This is a genomic window from Mesorhizobium sp. M1027, assembly GCF_040318745.1.
Classification (GTDB): domain Bacteria; phylum Pseudomonadota; class Alphaproteobacteria; order Rhizobiales; family Rhizobiaceae; genus Mesorhizobium.
The window spans coordinates 53,120-75,249 of record NZ_JAMYMW010000002.1 but is presented as its reverse complement, the minus strand read 5'-3'; the positions used below and the strand labels follow the sequence as shown (position 1 = coordinate 75,249).

Genomic DNA, 22,130 nt, shown 5'->3' with positions numbered 1-22,130 from the left:
GGGAATTCGCTGCCGGATGCACCGTGTCACGTTTGGTGATAAAACAAAGGCCGACTGGCCAGCGTGGGAGCAGGCGTGGAAACTTACGTGGAATCCGCCCGATCGAGCCTCGGCGGCGAGATGGCCGGTCTTTCCGTGCGTCTGCTCGGACCGCTGACGATCGCACGCAACGGCATCATCATCCAGCTCCCAAAATCGCGCAAGCTGCGTGCGCTGCTCGCCTATCTGGCGCTGGCGCCACATCCGGTCGGCCGCAGCCGCCTCTGCGAGCTTTTGTGGGATGTGCCGAACGACCCGCGCGGCGAGCTTCGCTGGTGCCTGAGCAAGCTTAGAGGCATCCTCGATGAACCGCACCATCGCAGGGTCGAGACACCAGGCGACACGATCGCGCTTGATCTGAAAGGTGCTTCCGCCGACGCTATCGACATAGCCTCGGCCGCCGCCAAGGGCGTTGAGACGCTCGGTCTGGAGCGGCTCCAGGCTCTTTCCGGAATGTTCGCCGGCGATTTTCTCGATGGGCTGGAGATCGACCGCAGCCCGCATTTCGACGGTTGGCTGATCGCTCAGCGCCGCCGCTTCAGCGCCTGGCACGCCGCAATCCTGGAACACCTCGTCAACAAGCTTCCGGCGGATGCCGACGAAATGTCCTCGCATCTGGACAAATGGCTGGAACTCGCTCCGTTCGACGGGCGCGCGCATATGGCTCTTCTGAAAAGGCTGGCGCAGCGCGGCCAGTTTGGCGCGGGCGAGGAACATCTCGCTTCCGCGGCGCGGCTGTTTGCTTCAGAGGATCTGGATTTCGGAGCCGTTCGTGAGGCATGGCGGACGATCCGCGGTGAACGACCTGCAGCAGCGCTCTGGGCGCGACCTTCACTCGTACCCGCGGCCCCCCACGCGTCAATTGTGCCTCCCCGTTCCGATACTGCTGCATCGCAGAAGGCTTCGCTCGCCGTGATGCCGTTTGCCGAAGAGGCGGCTGTCGGCGGCCCGCGCGGTGGATTGGCCGACGGCCTCACCCACGACATCATCACCCGCCTGGCCAAGCTCAGGGACTTTTTCGTCATCGCACGCGGCTCGGTGTTTGCGCTCGCCGAAAAAAACATTGCGCCGGAGGACGCCGGCCGCCGGCTCAACGTCGACTATGTCGCCACCGGCACGGTACGCTGCCAGGCAGCCCGCGTCGTGGTCAGCGTGGAACTTGTCGAGGTGCGCACGGCCAGGATCGTCTGGGCCGAGACGTTCGAGCGCAGACCGGACGACATCTTTACCGTGCTCGACGACATCGGCAACAGCATCGTCTCGTCGATCTCGGCCGAGATCGAAACCGTCGAGCGCAACCGCGCCATGCTGAAGGCGCCCAATTCGCTGAACGCCTGGGAAGCCTACCATCGCGGGCTCTGGCACATGTATCGCTTCACCCGCACGGAAAACGAGCAGGCCCGGCATTTCTTCGACACGGCCTTGAAGCTCGATCCGACCTTCGCCCGCGCCTATGCCGGCCTCTCCTTCACCCATTGGCAAAATGCCTTCCAGCGTTGGGGCGACCGCGACCAGGAAAGCGCCCTGGCCTTCGAGGCAGCCGGCCAGAGCCTGCTCGTCGACGATCACAATCCAGCCGCTCACTGGGCCATGGGGCGGGCGCTGTGGCTGCGTGGCGAACAGGACGGCTCCCTCACCGAGCTCGAACGCGCCGTAGACCTCAGCCCGAATTTCGCGCTCGGCCACTATGCGCTGTCGTTCGTCCATTCGCAGTCCGGCGACCCGCAGGCCGCGATCGGCTCGTCCGACCATTCCAGGCATCTGAGTCCCTTCGATCCACTGCTGTTCGGCATGTTGGGCGCCAGGGCGATGTCGCATGTCCGGCTTGGCCAGTTCGATGAAGCCGCCGAATGGGCGCTGAAAGCAGCCGCCCGTCCCAACGCCCATGTCATCATCCTGGCGATTGCCGCGCATTGCCTTGCGCTGGCGGGCCGGCTGAGTGAGGCACGAAGTTTCGCCGCTGCGCTGCGCAAGATGCTGCCGAACTACTGCGCCGACGATTTCATCGGCACCTTTCGCTTCGAGCCGGACGCCGAGGCGCTGTTCCGGCAAGGCGCCAAGCGGATCGGGCTGGGGTGAGACAAGGCGGGGTTCGTCCGGCTTTCTAAACCGCTCATCGCGGCTGGCGCCACGAAACATCGTCATGTCCGCAGCCAAGGCGCATCGTCAGGCTGACCTTGAGGATGTTTGCAGTCGCCTGGCCCGACGGCCAGTACGAAAAGTCGGCAAAGGGGCGGCGTTTCTTTTGGCCCTCGCAACGGGTTGGGCTGGGTTCGAAAAAAATACCACGATAGATCGCGATTAGGGCGATCTTATAAGAAACGGTCTCGTCGCGTTTTTTTCGTAGAGCAGGCGAAAAGTCACAACGCTATGGAGTATTACTTGTATCAATGAGAAACAAAGCTAATGGAACGTTCCGTAATCTTGCGGCAGATGCATGTTTCAGTGCCTGCTAAGATAACCGGTGCTGATTCCGAAATATTAAGCATCTGCCAAATTCAACCTGCGATATTGGGATTTGTCCTTGTCACAGGCGGACTCGGATGCAATTTCTTGGAAGCACAGCCGCGTCAGCGGATTGTTGAAACATGCTTGGGCGGACGGGGCACTAAGCATGGAGAGGAATATTGACATTCGCTAATGCGGCGGCCCCCGCCGGGAGCGTTCCCTCCGACGTGAGAGATTACGGCAACCATCGGCTAAGTCGTCGAATGCGTCGCCCACAGCCTGGCTCTCGTTCGATGGCCGGCGAAGCTTTGCCCTCCTCCGATTGGCGCCAGACTCCGCGGCAAAGGCGGGGATCGCCGCCTGCAACGGCCTTCCGACATCGACGATGTCCGCCAGCCAGTCGGAGGAATGAACCATGAAATTCGTAATCTGTGCGGCCTTGGCCACTGCTGTGATGGCGATCGCCGGTTGTACCACCGACGATTACGATGATTGTCGCGGAAAGGGCTGCCTGGTTGATCCGTCCCACAAAGGCGGCCGAAAGATTGATGACCGGCCGCAGTTCGACAGGAACGGCAATCCCAACTTCGATACCAGGGGCCGTTACATCGGCTGCCATGGGCTCGGATGTAAAGTCGACGATCCTGATGACGGGGATCAAACGATCGACGACAGACCGCAGTACGACAAAGAAGGCAATCCGAACTTCGATACGCAAGGCAACTACCAAGGCTGCCGCGGCATCGGCTGCGAGGTCGATATACCGGACGATGACAATTCATCGGACGATGACGATTCCGAATAAGGGACTCCGGGGCGAAAAAGGAGGAAGCCAATTATGCCTGAATTCAGCGGCCTGGTCCGGCGACATGCCAAAATCGTTATGGCCGGCCTCACGGGGCTGGGAATGACGCTGACATCCGCTTTCGCTGCGGGTAGCGCCTGCGACGGCATAAAGGTCGAAGCGACGAAGGCGCGCAAGCAGGAATATGCATCTCTCGTCGCCTCGGCGTTGAACAACAAGGTCAAGCCCGCTCGGGTGAAGTTCATCACGATCATGGAGAACGGCAACTGGAGCGCCGCTTACGTCTCCACGCCCGTGGGCGACGACGGTGTGATGTTCTTCCAGACAGTCGACGGAAAGAAGCAGTTTCGCGACGTGTGGGGCGGCTATGCCGAGCCGTCGGAAAAACCTGAACTGGTATCCTGGGCGAAGAAGCTCGGAGCGCCGCAAGACCTGGCAAAGTGTTTTGCCGAGCAAGTTACGGAATGATGGTGATCGGTGGACATTTGCCGCCGACGCCGTTGGCATGAGGAGAACAACTATTCCGGCGTGACGGAAGTCGCGTCACGGTCTCCAAAGGCGACAAAGCGGATCCAACGAAAACCAGATAATCAGACCATGGGCACGGCTAACCGTGGCAATGACGGACAGCAACATGGGGCGGGGCTGAGCAACTTAAGAGCTTGACTGCAACCGGAAAGGGAAATCGATGAAAACCGCAATACTGATTGCTGCCATGGTTCCGGCCATGCCGACTGTCGCCTTCGCCAAGGACAAGTGCGCCGATGCCAAGGATCAGGCCACCATGAAGCAGTGCTTCGGTGCCGAGTTTCAGAAATCCGACAAGAAGCTCAACGAGCTTTACAAGCAGATCGAAGCCCGCCTGAACGACGATGCGGATACCAAGAAGCTGCTTGTCCAGGCACAGCGCGATTGGGGCAAGTTTCGCGACGCGGAGTGCAGTTTCCAGACGGCGGGAGCGGCCGGAGGAAGCATGATGCCAATGCTCATCGCGCAGTGCATGGACGGCCTTACGCAATCCCGTGCCAAAGATTTCGAAGGCTATCTGAAATGCCAGGAGGGCGACATGAGCTGCCCTGTTCCGGCCGCGAACTGACACACGCCACAGCTGATCTGATCACGATGACGCCGGCGGCGAGCTTGGCGTCGCCGCCGGACATGCAAGGATGCGAGGGGTTGCGTCGGCGCGCAAGGGCAGTGCGGACAATTTGCTCAACGGCGATTTCATCGACGGTCCACTGTGCGATGTCCAAAGGGAGCCTGTGGCGGCATCGACAATGTGCCGGCCTTTGACAAGCGGCAATTCGTCGAGACCAATGTGCCCGGTTCGGGCCATGGCTACGGATGTGCGTGCATGAGCGTCGTGACCAACGCCAAACAGCAAAAGATCACCAGAGTAATCTCGGGCGAAATCCTTCCGCTGGTGCGCTGTCGCAACGACAGATCGCTGCCTAGCCCGGGCCGATAATTATTGGATACAAAAAAGCCCGGCAAAACCGGGCTTTTTCTTGGAGTCTCCGAACCATATCAAACGGTCCGAAACGGGAATTTGGTGCCCAGAAGAGGACTCGAACCTCCACTCCTTGCGGAACACGGACCTGAACCGTGCGCGTCTACCAATTCCGCCATCTGGGCTGGTGCGCGCTCATTAAGCGGGCGAGGGATGAGTGTCAACGCGCTTTTTTGAATGCCGCGTTCCTTCTCCGCCTCAGCCCTCCAGCACTTCCTTCGATGCCACCGTCGAATCGGCGTTGAGCGTATAGATGACCGGCACGCCGGTGCCGAGTTCGAGCTTGACGATCTCCTCGCCCGATTTGCCGTCCAGCGCCATGATCAGCGCGCGCAGCGAATTGCCGTGTGCTGCCACCAGCACGGTACCGCCGCGCAGCACATGCGGCTGCAGATCGTGCAGGTAATAGGGCCAGACGCGCGCGCCGGTGTCTTTCAGGCTTTCACCGCCGGGCGGCGCCACGTCGTAGGAGCGGCGCCATATATGCACCTGCTCCTCGCCCCATTTCTTGCGCGCATCATCCTTGTTGAGGCCGGAGAGATCGCCATAGTCGCGCTCGTTCAGCGCCTGGTCGCGGATGGTCTCGAGCTCGCTCTGGCCAACGGCGTCGAGAATATGCTGGCAGGTCTTCTGCGCCCGGATCAGCGACGACGTGAAGGCGATGTCGAATTTCATGCCGCGCGCCCTGAGCTTGGCGCCGGCCGCCTTGGCTTCGGCATGACCCAGTTCGGTCAGGTCGACGTCGCGCCAGCCCGTAAACAGGTTCTTCAGGTTCCATTCGCTCTGGCCGTGGCGCACGAGCACGAGAGTTCTCGACATATTTGCTCCTTCAAATTTTGTGAATCAGCCAAATCTTGTGGATCAGCCAAGTCTGTGGATCAGCCAAGTCTGTATCAGCTTGTCAGGCCGAGTACGTCCCGCATCGAATAGAGGCCCGGCTTGCGGCCGCGCGCCCACAGGGCTGCCTTGACCGCGCCGCGGGCAAAGATCGCCCGGTCTTCGGCGTGGTGGGCAAGCGTGATGCGCTCGCCGGTACCGGCCAGCACCACACTGTGGTCGCCGACCACCGAGCCGCCGCGCAAGCTGGCGAAACCGATCGAGCCGCTCTTGCGCACGCCGGTATGGCCGTCGCGCACGCGAACATCGTTGCCGGCAAGTGCTACGCCGCGCCCGGCAGCGGCGGCTTCGCCGAGCAGCAGCGCCGTGCCCGACGGCGCGTCGACCTTGTGCCGGTGGTGCATTTCCAGGATCTCGATGTCGAAATCGTCGGCGTCGAGCGCGCGCGCCGCCTGCTCAACCAGCACCGCCAGCAGATTGACGCCGAGGCTCATATTGCCTGACTTGACGATCGTCGCGTGCCGTGCCGCCGCCGCGATCCTGGCGTTGTCTTCGTCCGAGCAGCCGGTGGTGCCGATGATATGGGCGATGCGCGCCTGCGCGGCGTAGCCGGCGAATTCGACGGTCGCCGCCGGCGTGGTGAAATCGAGCACGCCGTCGGCCTTGGCGAAGGCCGGCAGCGGATCGTCGCCGATTGCCACCTCGAGCATGCCGACGCCGGCCAGTTCGCCGGCATCCTTGCCGATATGGGGTGAGCCGGCCCGCTCGATGGCGCCGGCGACGCGGGCACCCGGTATCGCGTGGATGGCGCGGATCAGCGCCTGGCCCATGCGGCCGGCCGCGCCCACCACCACCAGGCCCATTTCCCCCGTTTCATTGATGTTGACGGTCGGTGTGTCGCTCATGAATGTCTCCCGGCCGCCTGTTTCGCGTGACCATTTTGCGCCGCAGTCTGGATTGGCTTGGCATCATCGACAAGCCCCAGCCCTTTCCTGCCCTGCACCCGGTGGAACCGCGCATAGACGCTGTGCGGGTCGGCCATCAACGAGGCATGCGTGCCCTGTTCGACCAGCCGGCCCTGCTCGAGCACGATGATATGGTCGGCATTGACCACCGTCGACAGCCGGTGCGCGATGACGATAGTGGTGCGCCCTTCCATGACATGGGTCAGCGCTTCCTGGACGCGGGCCTCGGCCTCGTTGTCGAGCGCCGAGGTGGCTTCATCGAGCAGCAGGATCGGCGCCTGCCGAACGATGGCGCGTGCAATCGATACACGCTGGCGCTGGCCGCCCGACAGCGTCACGCCGTTCTCGCCGACCGGCGTGTCGTAGCCTTGCGGCTGCTGGCGGATGAAATCGTCGGCCGCGGCCTGTTGCGCGGCGCGTTCAATCTCGGCGTCGGTGGCGCTCAGACGTCCGTAGCGGATGTTGTCGCGGATGGTGCCTTCGAACAGATAGGGCTGCTGCGAAACATAGGCGATCGAGCCGCGCAGCGAATGCTTGGTGACCTTTGAAATGTCCTGGCCGTCGATTTCGATGCTGCCCGACTCGACGTCGTAGAAGCGCTGCAGCAGCGCAACCAGCGTCGTCTTGCCGGCGCCCGAGGCGCCGACGATGGCGGTCACCTTGCCGGCGGCGGCGACAAAGCTCAAATCCTGCAGGACCGGCGCTTCTTCGACATAGCGAAAGGACACGTTGTTGAAGCGCACTTCGCCAGAGGTGAATTTCGCCTCGGCGGCTCCCGGCACGTCACCCTGCTGCGGCTCGAGGTCGAGAAGCTCGTAGATCATGCGCGCATTGACCAGCGACTTTTCCATGCCGACCTGCATACGCGCCAGCCGCCTGGCGGGGTCATAGGCAAGCAGCAGGGCGGTAATGAAGGCAAACACCGCGCCCGGCGGCTGGCCGCCGACGGTCGCCCGGTAGCCGGAATAGGCGATGACGCCGGCGACGGCGAAGCCGGCCAGCATTTCGGAGATCGGCGTCAGCCGTTCCGAGACGCGGGCGATCTTGTTTGCCCGCTGCTCGGCGCCGGCGACGAGGCCGCCGATGCGGCGCGACAGCTCTTCTTCCAGGGTGAAGGCCTTGACGATGGCGATGCCTTGCGTTGCTTCCTGCATGGCGCCGATCAGCCGCGAGTTGATCTGCACCGATTCACGGGTGATGCGACGCACCCGGCGCATCAGATAGGTGACACTGTAGATCAAAGGCGGGCCGATCAGCAGCGACATCGCGGAGAGCATCGGGTCCTGCCAGATCATGACGCCGACCAGCGCGACAAGCGATACCGCATCGCGCGCCAGCGATGTCAGCGTCATCGACAGGAGATCGCGGATGCCGTTGACGTTCTCGTTGATCTGCGCGGCGAGCCGGCCCGAGCGGGTGTCGTTGAAGAAGCCGACGCCGAGCTTCATCAGGTGGTCGAAGATGCGGCGTTGATAGCGCGCTACCAGATTGTTGCCGATTTTGGCCAGCGTCACTGCCTGGCCGTAGCTGGCCAGCCCGCGCAGCATGAAGGCGGCCAGGATCGACACGCTGATCAGCGCGATAAGATCGCCGCGCCGTTGGTAGAAGATCTGATCGATGACATCCTTCATGATCCACGCTGTGAAGGCGGTCGTCGCCGCGATCGTCACCAGGCACAGCACGGCAAGAGCATAGTACCAGCGATAATCGCCGCTGTTCTCGGCGATGATGCGGCGGATAACAGCCACGATCTCGCTGGGACGGACTTTCCCTTTGGTTGGTGCTGGAAGTGTCACGTTTGAGCGCTTTGTGGTTTCGGTTCGGCCGGGCTGCAATTCGGCAACCTCTTAACGCCCCAATGGCGGCTTGCCTATGGCCGGGGACGGCGAAACTTCGTCGCGCGCGGCTTGTGTCCTAAACCCGCCAGCGTCGCCCCGCCGTCTGCACGCCGAACAGCGACGGATTTCTGGCATAGGCGGCCAGCCCTAAAAGCGCTGCCAGCGGATGGGTGATGACGTAGACCGGCATGCTGCGCATCAGGGCGCTGTGCGGCGCCTTGTCCTCGAAGGCAGCGCGGAAACTGCCGGTCCGAAGCGCCGGCAGGATTTTTTGCGCGATGCCGCCGGTGAGGAAAACACCCCCGCGGCTCATGAACACCAGAGCGAGGTCGCCGGCGGTGCGCCCCAGGCAGGTGACGAAGATCGACAGCGCCTCTTCGGCCACGGGATCGTTCCTTGCCAGCGCCGCGGCGGTGATCTCGGCAGGCGTGGTGAAGGGCGACGGCTTGCCGTCCGCTTTGGCCACCGCCCGGTAGGCGTTTACCAGGCCGCGTCCTGAGAGGATCTGTTCGCCGGAGATGCGACCCTCGAGCTTCTCGATATGCGGAAACACCTCGAAATCACGCGACGAGCGCGGCCCGATATCCATATGGCCACCCTCGCCGGGCACCGGTATCCAGTGATGCAGCGCATAAACCAGCCCGGCGACGCCGAGCCCGGTTCCCGGGCCGAGCACCACCCGCCCGGAATTCGGTTCCGGCTCGTCGCCGCCGATCTTTTCCATGTGCTCTTCGCCGAGCGCGACGACAGCCAGCGCCTGCGCCTCGAAGTCGTTGAGCACCACGACGTCGCCGAGACCGAGACTGGCGAACATCTGTCTCGGCTTGACGATCCATGGGCAATTGGTGAGGGGGATCTCGTCACTCTCGACAGGGCCGGCCACCGCCAGCACAGCTGAATTCGGCCGGACCGACGAACGGTCGAGCACGGCCGACTGGATCGCCTCGTCGATCGTATTGAAGTTGGCGGTTTGAACGATGGTCGGCTCGCCGGCCTCGGAATTCGCGTCAAGTACGATCGAGAAGCGCGCATTGGTGCCGCCTATGTCGCCGATCAGGATCGGAAATCGCAACAGAGTGTCGTCGTCGCTTACGCCTGGCATGCTCTCGTCCGTTCCCGACGCGTATCGCCGTTCTCTCGTTGACTAGCGCATGACCGCAAAAAGGGAAATCGGTTTTCGAAGTGGAGATGCACGGATGCAGACAGCGAACACGCTGCCCGCATCAGTGCCCCGGTCGTGGCCGCGGCAGCGGAATGCCGAACTCGGGCGTCGCCATAAAGGCGTTCGCCGAGGCCGGAAGCGCTGCCGCGCCGGCTGCGAGCGTCGGCGGCGGCGAAGGCTCTGCCGCGGGAGCGGGTGCGGCCGCAACCGGCACGCCGTCGCCATAGTAGGTGACTGCTTCCGCCGAGGGCGGAGCCGGCGCGTCGAGCACGAACTGGCATTGCCTGGGCAGGTTCGCCATCGTCATCACGTCGCGTGCCTTCGGCTTGGCCGGGTTCTTGTTGGGACGCCACGGCTCCTCGGTGAACCACCAGGCCAGCGCCTGGTCGCAGCCATCGCCCGGCGCCGTCGCTTCCTGCGCCTTGCAGTCGGGTGACCCAGGCTGGCAGCCGATGCGAATGTGGAAGTGGTAGTCGTGGCCCCAGAACGGCCTGACCTTGCGCAACCAGCTACGGTCGCCTTTGACCGTGTCGCAGAGCTTCTTCTTGATCCCGGGATTGACCAGGATGCGCTCGACTTCGGGATAGCTCGCGGCGCGCCTCAACAGCCGCGTATGCATCGGCGTCCACAGCCCGTCCTTCACCAGATGGGTCTTTTCGTCGACCATCAAGGTAGCGCTGATATTTTCGCGCTCTTCGGCCGAGAGCTTGCGGTCGGGCATCGGCGTCAGCCAGATGTCGGCGTCGAGGCCGATCTGGTGCGAGGCATGGCCGGTCAGCATCGGACCGCCGCGCGGTTGCGAGATGTCGCCGATCAACAGGCCCGGCCAGCCATCGGCGGCGGCATCGCGCGACAGCTTCTCGATCAGCGCGATCATTGCCGGATGGCCCCAGCGGCGATTGCGCGACGGTCGCATCACCTCCCAGTGCCGGCCGTCCAGGGGCAGGGCGACGCCGCCGGAAAAACAGCCTTTGGAATAGAAGCCGATCGATTGCGCTGCTGCGAGTGCCGGCAGCTTTTTGGCGCCGAACAGGTCCTTTGCCCGTTGCTCGGCACTCCCTGGCTGCGTTGCAAGCGCCGCCAAGCTGGCGACGGCCAGTGCTGCCGTCAGCGGCAGCGTTTTGCCGGGCAAGGCTCGCTTCAACATTTTCCCCAAGCTGGACCCCTCCGCGATTTGAACCGCATCATACCATAGCCCGCGCAACGTATCGATCAGGACCGTTTCATCGGGCTGCGCGCCTCGCCGTCGCGCCAGTCGCCGCTCGCCCACATGGCATCGAGCGCCGAGCGATAGTCGGGAAAGCGAAAGCCATAACCGGCCGCCTTGATTGCCGCGTTGGCGACACGCTTGTTCTCGCCATAGAAAGACCGCGCCATGGGCGAAAGCTGGGCGGTCTCGAACGGAATTTCGGGCGGCGGCTCGATGCCCATCAATTGGGCGGCATAGGCGACGACGTCCTGCGGCGGCGCCGGCAGGTCGTCGGTGATGTTGAAGATGCCGCCGCGATTGCCTTCGGCCAGATGCCAGAGCGCGCCGGCAATGTCGTCGCAATGGATGCGGTTGAACACCTGGCCCGGCTTGACCAACCGCCGGGCGGTGCCGTTTTCCAGATTGACCATTGCGTTACGTCCTGGCCCATAAATGCCGGAAAGTCGCAGGATCGCCACCGGTCGGCCGACGTCGTGGCCCAGTTTCAGCCAATCCTGCTCGGCGGCAACCCTCATCGCTGATCGTTTCGATACTGGCCGGCATTCGGCGGCCTCGTCCACCCAATTGCCGCCATGGTCGCCATAGACGCCGACGGTGGAGAGATAGGCGATCCATCCGAGCTCCGGCATGTTGGCCGCGATCTCCTCGCGGGCCGCGCCCAGCACCGGGTCGCCGGCCTCGTCCGGCGCGACCGAGACGACGAGATGGGTTGTCTTCCCAAGGGCATCGCCGATTTCGGAGGTCAGCGTGCCATCGAAACGCAGCGGCACGATACCGGCTTGCCGCAGCGCCGGGAATTTTTCCAGCGACCGTGTTGTACCGAAGATCGTTGTGTCGGCATCCCTGTTGGCGCGGGCGAAGGCCTTGCCCGAATAACCGGCGCCGAAGACGAAAATCTGCTTTTTTGTCATGTATGCGCCTCGATCGGCTTTGGCAGGGCCAGAAGCCATTCGCCTCTCACCGCCTCGTCATCTTCTGCCTGCAAAGCGGCTGCGGCACGTTCGGCAAACTCCCGACCCGGCACCAGCCGCGACAGCGCCCATACTGCGGCTCCGCGAACCAGGGGCGAGGCGTCGTCGAGCAGCGCGCGAACGGCGCCGGCCAGCGACAAGTCCTGGGAATTGCCGGCCGCTATCAGCACGTTGCGGATAAAACGGTCGCGGCCGATGCGCTTGATCGGCGAGCCCGAAAAAAGCGTTCGGAAGACAGTGTCGTCGAGACGCAGCAGCTCGGCGATCGGCGGTTCGCGCAAGTCCGGGCGGGCGGCAAGCCTTGCCTCCGAAGCGGCTTGGGCGAACTTGTTCCACGGGCAGGCGGCCAGGCAGTCGTCGCAGCCATAGATGCGATTGCCGATCTTTTCCCGAAACTCATGCGGGATCGGTCCTTTGTTCTCGATGGTGAGGTATGAAATGCAGCGCCGCGCATCGAGCCGGTAAGGCGCCGGAAAGGCGTCGGTCGGGCAGGCGTCGAGGCAGGCCCGGCAGGAGCCGCAATGATCGTTCTCAGGCGCGTCCGGCACCAGCTCGGCCGTCGTGAAGATGGTGCCGAGGAACAGCCAGGAGCCATGCGCGCGGCTAACCAGGTTGGTGTGCTTGCCTTGCCAGCCGAGGCCGGCCGCCTCGGCCAGCGGCTTTTCCATCACCGGTGCGGTGTCGACAAACACTTTCACGTCACCACCGGCGCGCGCCACGATCTTGCCGGCGATCTCCTTCAGCCGGCCTTTCATCACGTCATGATAGTCGCGGTTCTGCGCATAGGCCGAGATCGCGCCGCGGTCGCGCTTCGCCAGCACCTCGCGCGGATCGTGGTCGGGGCCGTAATTCATCGCCAGCACGACGATCGAGCGGACCTCTGGCCAAAGCGTCCTCGGTTTGCCTCGCCGCTCGAGCGTTTCGGCAATCCAGCCCATCGAGCCGTGAAAGCCGTCAATAACGAATTCGGCCAGCCGCTCCGGCGCCTGCGGGATCGCATCGGGCGTGGTGACGGCAACGGCGTCGAAGCCGGCGTTCCGCGCCTCGCGGTCGATGAGCGCGCGCAGCTTTGCCGTATCAGAAATCGAGATCCGCATAATGTGACACCGGCGACAGGCCGCGCACCCGGTCGGACAGAAGCGGCCGGAACGAAGGCCGTGATTTCACCCTTGTATACCATTCGCGCGCGGCGCTGTGTTCGCGCCAGTCGATCTCGCCGAGATAGTCGAGCACCGACAGTGCCGCCGCCGCCGCGAGATCGGCATAGGTGACCTTGTTGCCGGCCAGCCAATGACGGGTGCCGGCCAGCCAGTTGGTGTATTTCATATGCTGGCGAATATTGGCGCGGGCGGCGCGGATCGCCGCCGAATCGGGCGACCCGCCGCCTGCCGTTTCTGGCATGACCGGCTTCAGGACGCGCTCGCGCACCAGATGCCGGGTAACCTCGCTTTCCGCCTTGTTGAGGTACCAGTCGGTCAGCCGGCGGATTTCGGCGCGCTCCATCGGATCCTCGGCGAACAGCCGCTTGTCGCGCTTGAGTACGCCGCGCGTCTCGTCGAGATATTCGGCGATGACCATCGCGCCGACGATCGGCACGTCGCCCTCGGCAAGCAGGATCGGCAGCGTGCCGGCCGGGTTCAGTGCCAGGAACTCCTTGCGCCGCGTCCACGGCTTTTCTTCGATCAGCGCCAGTTCCTCGGCATACTCGCCAAAGGCGAGGCGGACGAAGCGGCAGCTGGCGAACATCGGATGGTGGAAAAGCGTCAGCATGGTCCCGCGATAATAGAGCGCACTGGCAAATCGCCGGCTGCGCCGGTAAGTCTTGGCCGCCCGATTCAGGGGCTGTCAGGGTGCTGCGACCTATAGGGGGAGTTCCGCGCCGTGACAAGCAAACCGTTTTCTCAAGCCCGCCCTCCAACGCCGAGGTTGCCATGGAAAGCCAAACCGTAGTCGAAGCGCTGCTGCTCGGCATGCTCGAGGGCCTGACCGAGTTTATTCCGGTGTCTTCGACCGGTCATATCCTGCTCGCCGGCCATTTCCTCGGCTTTCATTCGACCGGCAAGGCCTTCGAGATCCTGATCCAGCTCGGCGCCATATTGGCGATCCTCAGCGTCTATTTCCGCCGTCTCTGGAAGATGCTGCTCGAGCTGCCCTACGATCGGCTGACGCGGCATTTCGTCCTTGGCATTCTCATCGCATTCCTGCCGGCGGCCATTATCGGCGCACTGGCGCATGACTTCATCAAGACGGTGCTGTTCGAATCGCCGCGGCTGATCTGCATCATGCTGATCATCGGCGGTGTCATCCTACTGCTGGTCGATCGCATGACGCCGAAGCCGTATTACCACGATGTCGAGCGGTTTCCGACCAGGCTTTATCTGCAGATCGGGCTGTTCCAGTGCTTGTCGCTAATCCCCGGCACGTCGCGTTCGGGCTCGACCATCGTCGGCGCGCTGCTGCTCGGCGTCGACAAGCGGGCGGCGGCGGAATTCTCTTTCTTCCTTGCCATCCCGACGATGGTCGGCGCCTTCGCCTTCGACCTGTTCAAGAACCGCAATGTGCTAAGCAGCGCCGACTTGCCCATCATCACGGTCGGCTTCGTTGCCGCCTTCGTCACCGCGCTAATCGTCGTGCGCTTCCTGCTCGACTACGTCTCGCGCCATGGCTACGCGCTGTTCGGCTGGTGGCGGCTGGTCGTCGGCATCGTCGGGCTGACGGGGCTGGCAATCTGGGGGTGAGCCGGCGCGGATAGCGCAATCCCAGCCGGAACTCTATTCTTGCCCGAAGCCGAGCCATACGATCTTGTGGACGTATGGTTGGCAGGGGGAATGCGTGAGCGAAGTTCTTGACGCCCTCGTTATTGGCGCCGGTCCGGCGGGTCTCGGCGTCAGCTACTTCTTGAAACGGCAGGGCCGCAACCACCGTGTACTCGATCGAGGCCGGATTGGCGAAACGTGGCGAACGCAGCGATGGAACTCGTTTCGACTGAACTCGCCGACCGTCCGCTCCATCTTACCCGGTGATTCCTACGACGGCCCCGAGCCCTGGGGCGCGAAGCGCCTGGTTGACGAGTACATCGAGCGCGCCGGCCTCGATGCGCCACTGGCCGAGGACGATCCGGCCGAGACGATTGAACCGCGCTTGCCCGATCCTCCGATCCGCTCCCTCGACTGGACGGCGAGCGGCATCAGATCGGTGATCTGGTGCACGGGCTTCACCGGCGATTTCTCGTGGGTTCGGCTTCCCGGCGCGCTCGATGCAGCCGGCCAGCCCGTCCACGAGGATGGCGTCGGCGCTGTTCCAGGTCTCTTTTTCCCCGGCCTCGATTTCGGATCGACGCGGAAGTCGGGCACCATACCGGCCATTCCAGAGGAGACGGCGGCCGTCGTGGAGCGACTTGTCCAAGCGCGAGCCGACTTGCCACGGAACGGCGTCTAAACCAGCCGTCGAACGCGGGTTCTTGAACTGCAAGAACATGACAGCTCTGGCGCGATCAAGACGACGTACGCTGCCTAGCGGACCGAGCCGGCGCAGTCGTTCGGAATGGTCGACCTGGAGACGCCAAAGGAGGCGCGTCAAGGCGCACGATCGGTCAGCGCGCTCGCGCCTTCCTCCGCGGCGCAATGTGCGCAGCAGTAGATGATGTCATCCTGTTCGACGCCATGTCCGATGATCCGGCATCCGCAATGCGGACACGTCGGAGCAAGTTTCTGGACCGCGCATTCGAAGCTGTCGAATGTGTAGGTCTCGTCGGCCATCGTCACGTTGAAAGCCTTATCGTAGTCATTCCCGCATTGATCGCATCTGGCCATAGTTCTTTTCCTTCTTTCACTGGCTCCAAGCTCGACCAACCTGTCGCGCGGCGATAGGTTCCCGCCAGGATCAGGGGGCCGTCCTAAGGCGGAGACGACCGCGAGCCTGTGCCACGACGCTGTTCGATCGCACGGATCACCTCGTCGATACCCCGCGGCTCGATGTCGAGTTCCTTCAGGCCAGGCACGTCGATTGCTGCCACATTGTCCTGACGCATGAGATCGACCTGGTTGCGCGTTATGGGGGCAGCCGGGAGGAGTTCCGCGACGCCAGCCAAGGCGTTCCATACCGCAAACGGCACCGGCATCAGCTGGACGTGCGTCCCGAGCTGTCGGGCGATCTCCCGAAGCAGTTCCTTATAGGTATAGATGCGCGGGCCAGCGAATTCGAATATGGATGAACCCTTGTGGGTTCGCCCGTCGATCAGCCGGCTCACTGCTTCTGCGACGTCCGCCACATGGACCGGCTGAAGCCGTGTGCCACCATCGCCGAACAGCGGATAGACCGGCAGGAGGCGTATCAGCCTCACAATGGTCGTCAGGAAAGTGTCGTCAGGTCCTGTCATGACGGCGGGACGCACAATGAAAGCGCCGGGAAATGCGCTTTCCACGGCACCTTCTCCGCGCCCACGCGCCCTTATGTAATTCGAATCCGATTGAGGATCGGAGCCGATCCCTGAAATCTGGACGAACTGGTCGATCGCGCGGTCGCGCGACGCGGCAGCGAGATCGGCCGCGGCTTTCACATGCACGCGTTCAAAGGTCTGGACGCCCTGCTCGACGTAAAGACTGACAGCATTCACGACCGCCTGCGATCCGGCAATGGCCGACCCGATCGAGGACGCATCCGTTATATCCGCGTCGACTGCTTCGGGCATCCTCGTAATCGAGGAAAAGACCAGGGCCACGCGAGCCGGATGGCGAGATGCGACGCGCACCGTGAAACCTCTTTCCAGGAGTCGCTTCACGATCCTGCGCCCGAGAAAGCCAGTTCCGCCGAACACGGTGACGATCCGTTCCGGGTTGAGATCGTCGGGATCCATTTGCCTCGCCATCCCTTTGTCCTCGCATAGCTGCCACGAGGACTGCCCTGGCCGGCACTTGAACCAGCCCGTCGAACATCAGGACGATTGAGGAACAACGCAGGAACGCTTTTGTTCCAGTCAGCGCTGGGCGGATGCTTGACAGATCGGCAAACCATGATCTGAACCGCAGGCGCAGCAAAACGGCCCCACTTCGAGAATGGCCTAGTTTCGCCCGTAAAACACATTCTCGACATGCACCGGCCAACGCCACGGCAGCACCGCCACCATGTCGAAGCGCACCGATAATTTTCCGTAGTCGGATTGGCGCGACAGCCAGAAATCGGCGGCGCCTTCGATGCGGTGCTCCGATTCGCGACCGACGGCTTCCATTGCCTCCATCAGCGTGCGGCGCGCCTTGACCTCGACGATCAGCACCAGATCGCCACGCCGCGCGATCAGGTCGATCTCGCCGAACCTGGTGCGGTGGCGGCGGGCAAGAATTCGGTAGCCTTTCAGCATCAGCGCCGCCGCCGCCAGCCATTCGCCGTGATGGCCGCGCCGGTAGGCCTTTTGCCGGCTGGCGCTTGGCCGTTCAGCCATCGCCGTCTCCGCCGGCCCCGTCTCTTCCAGCATTCTTGAGGTCGAGCAGCCGACGATAGAACGTCTGCTTCTGGCCACCCGTCATCTTGGCGGCTTCCGCCGCTGCCTTGGAGGCCGGCATTTCGGCGGCGAGCGAAAGCAGCAGCCGGTCGATGTCTTCTGGCTCATCAGCGACCGCATCGGCCGGGCCGACGCAGATGACGATTTCACCCTTGGGCGTATCGGCTCCCGCATAATGGCCGGCGAGCGATTGCAGGGTGCCGGTCCGCATCTCCTCGAAAGTCTTGGTCAGCTCGCGGCCGATCGCCGCCTTGCGGGCACCGCCCAGCACCTCGACCATGGCACTGAGCGTCTCGGCCAGCCGGCGCGGCGATTCGAAGAAGATCAACGTTGCCGGCACCGCCTTCAGCGCTTCCAGCCGCGTCAGCCGCTGCCCGGTCTTCACCGGCAGGAAGCCGGCAAACAGAAACGCGTCCGAGGGCAGGCCGGATGCCGTCAAAGCGGCAAGTGCTGCTGACGGGCCGGGGATCGGCACGACACGAATGCCGCGTTCCAGCGCCTCACCGACCAGCCGGTAGCCGGGGTCGGAGATGAGCGGCGTGCCGGCATCCGCGATCAGCGCTACGCTTTGGCCGGCCAGCAGCGCCGCGATCAGCTTCGGTCCGGCCTCGCCGGCATTGTGCTCGTGGTAGGCGGTGGTGCGGCGGCGGATGCCGTAGCGGTCGAGCAGCACGCGGCTGACACGTGTGTCCTCGCAAGCGACGATATCGGCGGCGGCGAGCGTTTCCAGCGCGCGCAGCGTGATGTCGGCGAGATTGCCGATAGGCGTCGCCACCAGGTAGAGCGCCGGCTCGAGCGGCCGGGCGGCGATTTCGGTCTGCCCGACCACATAACTGCGTTTGGCCGATTCGCCGGTCACCTGCACAACTCCGTTCGACCCTGTTTGGCACGGCTCACGCTTGGTTGCAAAAGCCTGGGTTGCAAAGGCCCGGGTTCCAAAAGGGATGCCGACGTGAACCAGCCGCCATGCCTTCGCCATAGTAGGGAACGAAACCGTTGCCGGCGAATTTTACACCTGATCTCGGGAGGAGCAGGATGAACAGCCTGACCATACAGGACGTTTTCGAACCCTACTATGCCGGCCGCAAACGCTTCGCCGCGCCATGCGACAAGAGCCTGCCTGCCGAAGCCGCAGATGGCAGAGCCAAGAAGCCGCTTGCACGCCAGCGATCGACAGAGAGCAAGCAAGCAAACGAAACCGACCGCACGATGGAGCACTGACCGGACGATGCCCAATCGCTTCGACATTTTCATCACCCGCCTCGAAACAAAAAGCGCCCGCGATGGCGCAGCGTCACATTCCGCAGACGACCAGCACCATGCCTCACGCGACAAAAGCGAGATCAAGCCGGCCCGTTCCGGAGAGACCAGCGAAAAAGATCGCGCCAAACACCGCCACAAGCACGAGGCTTGACCCCGCAAACCTTAGCGATCGGTCGAGACAGTTCTCGAAGCGCGGTTGCTAATGCTCCGCCATGTATCCTTCACCCAGATACTTCGAGACGCGGGGCTCCAGCAGGTCCACCAGAGCCGGGTCCATGAATGCATAGTCGTCGGGAATATCGAGGCAGATTACTCGAGCCTTTTTCAGGCTTGTCTTGAATTTCTGCTGCAGTTTGGCGCGGTGCGTTTTTTCCATCACGAAGATGATGTCGGCCCAGGCGACGAGTTCATGCGTCATTAGTGCCGGCCGAAGCGACCTCGATGTCCCGCCGCTTGGAAAACACCTGCTCCGCCGTCGGGCTGCGCAAGCGATTCTGGCTGCAGGTGAAGAGAACGTTCTTCAACGTGCTATCTGGCCAAATCCGCCACGACCGCATCGAGCACGATCATGCCGGCCGGCGTGGCGCGCAGGCGGGCATTGCCGATCGGTGCCACCAGGCCTTCGTCCTGCAGCACCGACAGCCGTGCCGTCGACAGGCCGCGCCCTGAAAATGCCTCGTAGCGGGAAAGGTCGATGCCTTCCGCCAGCCTCAGCCCCATCAGCAGGAACTCGTCGGCCTCTTCCGAGCGCGTCAGGATTTCGCCGCCGGTAACGCCATGGCCCTTGGCCTCGACCAGATTGGCCCAGGTCTCCGGCATTTTCTCGGCGATCGTCACCACGCGGCGGCCATTTTCGACGAACCGGCCATGCGCGCCGGGACCGACGCCGACATATTCGCCATAACGCCAGTAGGTGAGATTGTGCCGGCTTTCGGCGCCGGGCCTGGCGTGGTTGGAAATCTCGTAGGCCGGCAGTCCGTGCGCGGCGGTGATCTCCTGTGTCAACGCGTAGAGATCGGCGGCAAGCTCATTGTCTGGAATGATGAATTTCCTTGCCGCATGCAGTGCATGGAACGGCGTGCCTTCCTCGATGGTCAGCTGATAGAGCGACAGATGGTCTGCGGCGTGGCCGATCGCCTGCTCGAGCTCCGCCTGCCACGCTTCCGGCGTCTGACCAGGTCGCGCGTAGATCAGGTCGAACGACAGCCGTGGGAATATCTCGCGCGCCAGGCCGATCGCATGCAGGGCCTCATCGACATTGTGCAAACGGCCGAGGAAGCGCAGATCCTTGTCGTTCAGCGCCTGCACGCCAAGCGACACCCGGTTGACGCCGGCCGCGCGATAGCCGCGAAAGCGCTCGGCCTCGACCGAGGAGGGATTGGCCTCCAGCGTCACCTCGATGCCATCAGGCACCGTCCAGTTCTTCGCCACTGCATCCAGCACCGCCGCCACGGTCTGCGGCTTCATCAGCGATGGCGTGCCGCCGCCAAGAAAGATACTGGTCACCTCGCGCGGCCCGGTGCGGCCGCGCATCGTCGCCAGCTCGGTCTCGAAGGCGCGGGCAAAACGCTCCTGGTCGACCGGCTGGTGGCGGACATGGCTGTTGAAGTCGCAATAGGGGCATTTGGCCGCGCAGAACGGCCAGTGGACGTAGACGCCGAAACCGGGGCTGCGGTCGAGCAGCATGGTCATGCGCCGGCCAATCGGGCTTGGGCGAATTTCTGGAAGGCACGGGCACGGTGCGACAATGCGGTTGGCTGGCCGGGCTTCCAGCCATGCTTTTCCTCCGCGCTCATCTCGCCGAAGGTCTTTTCGAACCCATCGGGCAAGAACACCGGATCGTAGCCGAAGCCGAGCTCGCCGCGCGGCGGCCATACCAGCGTGCCCTCGACCTCACCGCGAAAATATTCCGCCTGGCCATCAGGGAAGGCAAGGCAGATGACCGCGACAAAGCGGCCCTTGCGCTGGGCAGGCGTGATCGCGCCAACTTCTTGCAAGGCCACTTCCGTGCGCTGCATGGCCATGCCGAAGTCGCGGGAGCCGTCCGGCGTCTCGGCCCAGTTGGCGGTGTAGACGCCGGGTGCGCCGTCGAGCGCATCGACACACAGGCCGGAATCGTCCGACAGCGCCGGCAACCCAGTGGCCTTGGCGGCGGCCAAGGCTTTTATGAGGGCGTTCTGCTCGAAAGTGGTGCCGGTCTCGTCCGGCTCCGGCAAGCCGTATTCCTTTGCGGACTTCGCTTCTATGCCGAATGGCGCCATCAGATCGGTGAATTCGCGCAATTTGCCGGCATTGTGGCTTGCGACGACGATCTTATGCCCATCAAGCGAATGAATAGTTGGTGAATGAACAGGCGGCGAATGCATCAGATGCCCCAGATTCTTGGCTCGGCGAATTCGATCGAATTGCCTGAGGGGTCGCGAATATAGATCGAGCGGCCGCCTTGCGGCCACTCGAACTCGCTTTCGATGGCGATTTTCTTCGCCTCAAGATGCGCTTTCCAGCGTGGGATTTCATCCGCGCTTGCGGCGAAGCAAAGATGGCCCTCGCCGACCGTGCCATGCGGCGGCACGGGCAGCTTGGCGTCGGCCCGCGGCGGCACTTTGGTCGCCTCGGCGTTGAAGATAAGCAGCACGCCGTCGCCGCAGCGGAAGAAGAGATGCCTGCCATCGACCTTACCGAGCAGATCGAGCCCGAGGACGCCTGAATAGAACCGTTCCGCGGCAGCAAGGTCCGTCACGTAGAGTGCTGATTCCAGGATTGCGGAAGGAGTCACAGGATCGCCAATCTCTTCAATATTGACCGCAGCTAAGCCACCGCCATCTGCTGCAAGCTGACCAGGCGCTGAATGCCTTTCTTGGCGAGCCCCATCAGCGCCGCGAACTGCTCTTCCGAGAACGGCTCGCCCTCGGCTGTGCCCTGGATCTCGACGATGCCGCCCTTGCCGGTCATGACGAAATTGGCGTCGGTGCCGGCCGAGGAATCCTCGATATAGTCGAGATCGATGACCGGCTGGCCATCATGGATGCCGCAGGAGATCGCCGCGACGTGATCCTTAAGCACCTTGCCCAGGCTCGCCATCTGGCGGGCTTCCATCCAGCGCAGGCAGTCGTAGAGCGCCACCCAGCCGCCGGTGATCGAAGCGGTGCGCGTGCCGCCGTCGGCCTGGATCACGTCGCAGTCGACGGTGATCTGCTGCTCACCGAGCGCCTGCAGATCGACCACGGCGCGCAGGGAGCGGCCGATCAGCCGCTGGATCTCCAGCGTGCGGCCGCCTTGTTTGCCGGCCGAAGCCTCGCGGCGCATGCGCTCGCCGGTCGATCGCGGCAGCATGCCGTATTCCGCCGTCACCCAGCCCTTGCCGGAGTTGCGCATCCAGCCCGGCACCTTTTCCTCCAGGCTGGCCGTGCACAGCACATGCGTGTCGCCGAACTTCACCAGGCACGAGCCTTCCGCATGCTTGGAGACGCCGCGCTCGAAGGAGATGGGGCGCATTTCGTCGAATTGGCGTTTGGAAGGGCGCATTCAGGCTTCTTTCTTTCTTCGGAATCTTGGCCGGGGAATCTTGGCCGGCTTGTAGCCGCA

Annotated in this window: 25 protein-coding genes, 1 tRNA gene and 1 pseudogene; 9 read left to right on the top strand and 18 right to left on the bottom strand. The window is 63.3% G+C overall.

The annotated features are described in order from the left end of the window. Positions 1 to 120 precede the first annotated feature (120 nt). The 5 genes from NKH50_RS04870 to NKH50_RS04850 all read left to right on the top strand — a co-directional run bounded on the left by NKH50_RS04870 (position 121) and on the right by NKH50_RS04850 (position 4,760). The gene (locus NKH50_RS04870; RefSeq protein ID WP_352877555.1) at positions 121 to 2,118 is read left to right on the top strand and encodes a transcriptional regulator; all 1,998 of its coding nucleotides are present in this window, start codon (positions 121 to 123) and stop codon (positions 2,116 to 2,118) included. 784 nt (positions 2,119 to 2,902) lie between these two features. Then, positions 2,903 to 3,292, top strand: a complete 390-nt coding sequence (locus NKH50_RS04865; RefSeq protein WP_352701150.1) for a hypothetical protein — start codon at positions 2,903 to 2,905, stop codon at positions 3,290 to 3,292. Positions 3,293 to 3,325: 33 nt separating this feature from the next. After that, positions 3,326 to 3,760 carry a hypothetical protein gene (locus tag NKH50_RS04860; protein ID WP_352701148.1) on the top strand — a complete coding sequence of 145 codons (435 nt, stop codon included), beginning with the start codon at positions 3,326 to 3,328 and terminating at the stop codon, positions 3,758 to 3,760. 220 nt (positions 3,761 to 3,980) lie between these two features. Then, positions 3,981 to 4,388 (top strand): lysozyme inhibitor LprI family protein, encoded by a 408-nt coding sequence (locus NKH50_RS04855; protein ID WP_352877026.1) that lies wholly within the window; start codon positions 3,981 to 3,983, stop codon positions 4,386 to 4,388. 144 nt (positions 4,389 to 4,532) lie between these two features. Beyond that, positions 4,533 to 4,760 (top strand): DUF4087 domain-containing protein, encoded by a 228-nt coding sequence (locus NKH50_RS04850; RefSeq protein WP_352689803.1) that lies wholly within the window; start codon positions 4,533 to 4,535, stop codon positions 4,758 to 4,760. A gap of 82 nt (positions 4,761 to 4,842) precedes the next feature. Here NKH50_RS04850 and NKH50_RS04845 read toward each other — a convergent pair. From NKH50_RS04845 to NKH50_RS04805, 9 genes are all read right to left on the bottom strand, one after another. Continuing rightward, positions 4,843 to 4,927: transfer RNA gene (locus NKH50_RS04845), tRNA-Leu, on the bottom strand. A 73-nt stretch (positions 4,928 to 5,000) separates the two neighbouring features. Continuing rightward, positions 5,001 to 5,621 carry a 2,3-bisphosphoglycerate-dependent phosphoglycerate mutase gene (locus NKH50_RS04840; RefSeq protein ID WP_254817988.1) on the bottom strand — a complete coding sequence of 207 codons (621 nt, stop codon included), beginning with the start codon at positions 5,619 to 5,621 and terminating at the stop codon, positions 5,001 to 5,003. A 74-nt stretch (positions 5,622 to 5,695) separates the two neighbouring features. Continuing rightward, complete coding sequence (dapB, locus tag NKH50_RS04835; protein ID WP_352877553.1) at positions 5,696 to 6,520, bottom strand: 4-hydroxy-tetrahydrodipicolinate reductase; 825 nt, start codon at positions 6,518 to 6,520, stop codon at positions 5,696 to 5,698. Positions 6,521 to 6,540: 20 nt separating this feature from the next. Beyond that, positions 6,541 to 8,400, bottom strand: a complete 1,860-nt coding sequence (locus tag NKH50_RS04830; RefSeq protein WP_352701143.1) for an ABC transporter ATP-binding protein — start codon at positions 8,398 to 8,400, stop codon at positions 6,541 to 6,543. 118 nt (positions 8,401 to 8,518) lie between these two features. Further along, positions 8,519 to 9,544 carry a glucokinase gene (locus tag NKH50_RS04825; protein WP_352648486.1) on the bottom strand — a complete coding sequence of 342 codons (1,026 nt, stop codon included), beginning with the start codon at positions 9,542 to 9,544 and terminating at the stop codon, positions 8,519 to 8,521. A 121-nt stretch (positions 9,545 to 9,665) separates the two neighbouring features. Continuing rightward, positions 9,666 to 10,751: a penicillin-insensitive murein endopeptidase gene (mepA, locus tag NKH50_RS04820; protein ID WP_352701142.1), complete on the bottom strand. Its 1,086-nt coding sequence runs from the start codon at positions 10,749 to 10,751 to the stop codon at positions 9,666 to 9,668. A gap of 65 nt (positions 10,752 to 10,816) precedes the next feature. Beyond that, on the bottom strand, positions 10,817 to 11,725 hold the full coding sequence (locus tag NKH50_RS04815) for an SDR family oxidoreductase (RefSeq protein WP_352877023.1): 909 nt from the start codon (positions 11,723 to 11,725) through the stop codon (positions 10,817 to 10,819). Beyond that, a complete protein-coding gene (queG, locus tag NKH50_RS04810) occupies positions 11,722 to 12,882 on the bottom strand; it encodes a tRNA epoxyqueuosine(34) reductase QueG (RefSeq protein ID WP_352701140.1) in 1,161 nt (386 codons plus the stop codon). The genes NKH50_RS04815 and queG overlap by 4 nt, the downstream gene beginning before the upstream one ends. Continuing rightward, entirely contained in the window at positions 12,863 to 13,555 is a 693-nt protein-coding gene (locus NKH50_RS04805; protein ID WP_254817994.1) for a glutathione S-transferase family protein, read from the bottom strand. The genes queG and NKH50_RS04805 overlap by 20 nt, the downstream gene beginning before the upstream one ends. 161 nt (positions 13,556 to 13,716) lie before the next feature. Between NKH50_RS04805 and NKH50_RS04800 the strand changes: the two genes are divergently transcribed. Together NKH50_RS04800 and NKH50_RS04795 are read left to right on the top strand one after the other, a co-directional pair. After that, positions 13,717 to 14,523 (top strand): undecaprenyl-diphosphate phosphatase, encoded by an 807-nt coding sequence (locus NKH50_RS04800; RefSeq protein ID WP_352689800.1) that lies wholly within the window; start codon positions 13,717 to 13,719, stop codon positions 14,521 to 14,523. A gap of 94 nt (positions 14,524 to 14,617) precedes the next feature. After that, a complete protein-coding gene (locus NKH50_RS04795) occupies positions 14,618 to 15,223 on the top strand; it encodes an NAD(P)-binding protein (RefSeq protein ID WP_352877020.1) in 606 nt (201 codons plus the stop codon). Positions 15,224 to 15,360: 137 nt separating this feature from the next. Here the strand turns inward: NKH50_RS04795 and NKH50_RS04790 are convergent, their stop codons facing one another. The 4 genes from NKH50_RS04790 to rsmI all read right to left on the bottom strand — a co-directional run bounded on the left by NKH50_RS04790 (position 15,361) and on the right by rsmI (position 18,141). Continuing rightward, positions 15,361 to 15,597 (bottom strand): metallothionein, encoded by a 237-nt coding sequence (locus NKH50_RS04790; RefSeq protein WP_254817997.1) that lies wholly within the window; start codon positions 15,595 to 15,597, stop codon positions 15,361 to 15,363. 83 nt (positions 15,598 to 15,680) lie between these two features. Then, positions 15,681 to 16,652: a complex I NDUFA9 subunit family protein gene (locus NKH50_RS04785; RefSeq protein WP_352689798.1), complete on the bottom strand. Its 972-nt coding sequence runs from the start codon at positions 16,650 to 16,652 to the stop codon at positions 15,681 to 15,683. A gap of 192 nt (positions 16,653 to 16,844) precedes the next feature. After that, entirely contained in the window at positions 16,845 to 17,222 is a 378-nt protein-coding gene (locus tag NKH50_RS04780; RefSeq protein ID WP_023678973.1) for a YraN family protein, read from the bottom strand. Beyond that, on the bottom strand, positions 17,215 to 18,141 hold the full coding sequence (rsmI, locus tag NKH50_RS04775; RefSeq protein WP_352877017.1) for a 16S rRNA (cytidine(1402)-2'-O)-methyltransferase: 927 nt from the start codon (positions 18,139 to 18,141) through the stop codon (positions 17,215 to 17,217). The genes NKH50_RS04780 and rsmI overlap by 8 nt, the downstream gene beginning before the upstream one ends. 176 nt (positions 18,142 to 18,317) lie before the next feature. Between rsmI and NKH50_RS04770 the strand changes: the two genes are divergently transcribed. Beyond that, on the top strand, positions 18,318 to 18,503 hold the full coding sequence (locus NKH50_RS04770) for a hypothetical protein (RefSeq protein ID WP_352689797.1): 186 nt from the start codon (positions 18,318 to 18,320) through the stop codon (positions 18,501 to 18,503). A 7-nt stretch (positions 18,504 to 18,510) separates the two neighbouring features. Further along, positions 18,511 to 18,696, top strand: coding sequence for a hypothetical protein (locus NKH50_RS04765; RefSeq protein WP_352877014.1), 186 nt, complete (start codon positions 18,511 to 18,513; stop codon positions 18,694 to 18,696). Between the two features lie 48 nt (positions 18,697 to 18,744). Here the strand turns inward: NKH50_RS04765 and NKH50_RS04760 are convergent. From NKH50_RS04760 to rph, 5 genes and pseudogenes are all read right to left on the bottom strand, one after another. After that, positions 18,745 to 19,069, bottom strand: a pseudogene (locus tag NKH50_RS04760) (low molecular weight protein tyrosine phosphatase family protein). A gap of 4 nt (positions 19,070 to 19,073) precedes the next feature. Then, a complete protein-coding gene (gene hemW, locus NKH50_RS04755) occupies positions 19,074 to 20,237 on the bottom strand; it encodes a radical SAM family heme chaperone HemW (protein WP_352877012.1) in 1,164 nt (387 codons plus the stop codon). Beyond that, positions 20,234 to 20,881 (bottom strand): RdgB/HAM1 family non-canonical purine NTP pyrophosphatase, encoded by a 648-nt coding sequence (gene rdgB, locus NKH50_RS04750; protein ID WP_352877550.1) that lies wholly within the window; start codon positions 20,879 to 20,881, stop codon positions 20,234 to 20,236. Before rdgB ends, hemW begins: the two co-directional genes overlap by 4 nt. A 29-nt stretch (positions 20,882 to 20,910) precedes the next feature. Beyond that, the gene (locus NKH50_RS04745; protein WP_254818002.1) at positions 20,911 to 21,321 is read right to left on the bottom strand and encodes a VOC family protein; all 411 of its coding nucleotides are present in this window, start codon (positions 21,319 to 21,321) and stop codon (positions 20,911 to 20,913) included. A gap of 32 nt (positions 21,322 to 21,353) precedes the next feature. Next, entirely contained in the window at positions 21,354 to 22,070 is a 717-nt protein-coding gene (gene rph, locus NKH50_RS04740; RefSeq protein ID WP_254818003.1) for a ribonuclease PH, read from the bottom strand. Positions 22,071 to 22,130 lie beyond the last annotated feature (60 nt).

Coding starts and splice junctions, on each gene's coding strand:
- NKH50_RS04860 (WP_352701148.1), top strand. CDS start 3,326: ATGCCTGAATTCAGCGGCCTGGTCCGGCGACATGCCAAAATCGTTATG.
- NKH50_RS04840 (WP_254817988.1), bottom strand. CDS start 5,621: ATGTCGAGAACTCTCGTGCTCGTGCGCCACGGCCAGAGCGAATGGAAC.
- NKH50_RS04805 (WP_254817994.1), bottom strand. CDS start 13,555: ATGCTGACGCTTTTCCACCATCCGATGTTCGCCAGCTGCCGCTTCGTC.
- NKH50_RS04770 (WP_352689797.1), top strand. CDS start 18,318: ATGAACAGCCTGACCATACAGGACGTTTTCGAACCCTACTATGCCGGC.
- NKH50_RS04825 (WP_352648486.1), bottom strand. CDS start 9,544: ATGCCAGGCGTAAGCGACGACGACACTCTGTTGCGATTTCCGATCCTG.
- NKH50_RS04765 (WP_352877014.1), top strand. CDS start 18,511: ATGCCCAATCGCTTCGACATTTTCATCACCCGCCTCGAAACAAAAAGC.
- NKH50_RS04800 (WP_352689800.1), top strand. CDS start 13,717: ATGGAAAGCCAAACCGTAGTCGAAGCGCTGCTGCTCGGCATGCTCGAG.
- hemW (WP_352877012.1), bottom strand. CDS start 20,237: ATGACCATGCTGCTCGACCGCAGCCCCGGTTTCGGCGTCTACGTCCAC.
- NKH50_RS04780 (WP_023678973.1), bottom strand. CDS start 17,222: ATGGCTGAACGGCCAAGCGCCAGCCGGCAAAAGGCCTACCGGCGCGGC.
- rph (WP_254818003.1), bottom strand. CDS start 22,070: ATGCGCCCTTCCAAACGCCAATTCGACGAAATGCGCCCCATCTCCTTC.
- queG (WP_352701140.1), bottom strand. CDS start 12,882: ATGCGGATCTCGATTTCTGATACGGCAAAGCTGCGCGCGCTCATCGAC.
- NKH50_RS04815 (WP_352877023.1), bottom strand. CDS start 11,725: ATGACAAAAAAGCAGATTTTCGTCTTCGGCGCCGGTTATTCGGGCAAG.
- mepA (WP_352701142.1), bottom strand. CDS start 10,751: ATGTTGAAGCGAGCCTTGCCCGGCAAAACGCTGCCGCTGACGGCAGCA.
- NKH50_RS04790 (WP_254817997.1), bottom strand. CDS start 15,597: ATGGCCAGATGCGATCAATGCGGGAATGACTACGATAAGGCTTTCAAC.
- NKH50_RS04855 (WP_352877026.1), top strand. CDS start 3,981: ATGAAAACCGCAATACTGATTGCTGCCATGGTTCCGGCCATGCCGACT.
- NKH50_RS04870 (WP_352877555.1), top strand. CDS start 121: ATGGCCGGTCTTTCCGTGCGTCTGCTCGGACCGCTGACGATCGCACGC.
- NKH50_RS04785 (WP_352689798.1), bottom strand. CDS start 16,652: ATGGCGAGGCAAATGGATCCCGACGATCTCAACCCGGAACGGATCGTC.
- NKH50_RS04865 (WP_352701150.1), top strand. CDS start 2,903: ATGAAATTCGTAATCTGTGCGGCCTTGGCCACTGCTGTGATGGCGATC.